Origin of the sequence: Joostella atrarenae, from assembly GCF_021764745.1 — a bacterium.
GTDB classification, from domain to species: domain Bacteria; phylum Bacteroidota; class Bacteroidia; order Flavobacteriales; family Flavobacteriaceae; genus Galbibacter; species Galbibacter atrarenae.
In genome coordinates this window covers 1-691 of sequence record NZ_JAETXX010000046.1, presented here as the reverse complement: position 1 = coordinate 691, position 691 = coordinate 1, and the positions used below count along the sequence as shown (strand labels likewise).

Here is a 691-nt window from a genome sequence, read left to right as displayed (position 1 = left end):
ACCCAGTAACGGGAACATCAACAGATCCAACACCTGTAGATCCAACAGCACCAGTAGTAGACCCAGATTGTCCAGATTGTACGATTACAGATCTTCCAGATGATCTACCACCGCCACCGGCAGATCCTGATGCAGATATAGCAATTTATAAAACCATCAGTGAGCAATCTGCGGTTCTAAATGAAGAGATAGAGTTTACAGTAACGGTAGAAAATGTTGGTGCTATTGATGCAACAAATATTGTGGTAAGCGACAAACTTCCTAATGGATATAACTTTATAGGAGTTACAACTGCAGCTGGAACTACTTATAATGAGATTACTGGTCAGTTTACAATAAATGAATTAGCAATTGGAGAAAGTGCAGTCTTTGTGATGCGTGTTTCTGTAACCAATATAGAGGATTATATTAATGTTGCACGTTTAGAATCTTTAGATCAAGATGATACTGATGATACTAATAATGAGGCTAGTGCTGGTTCTGATTTAGTAATTTCAAAATGTTTTGAAATTTTCAATGAATTTACGCCTAATGGAGATGGTAAGAATGACTACTTCACAGTTCGTTGTATAGAAAATTACTCTGGAAATACGGTGGATATTTATAACCGTTGGGGAATCAAAGTATATAGTGCTAAAGATTACCAGAATAATTGGGATGGAGTTTCTAATGGTCGTGCAACTATAAACAA

At 36.5% G+C, this 691-nt stretch carries 1 protein-coding gene; it reads left to right on the top strand.

The genetic code is table 11. The annotated features are described in order from the left end of the window. Nucleotides 1-691 (top strand): T9SS type B sorting domain-containing protein (locus JM658_RS17005; RefSeq protein ID WP_236961097.1); only part of this gene is annotated, 691 nt, incomplete at both ends.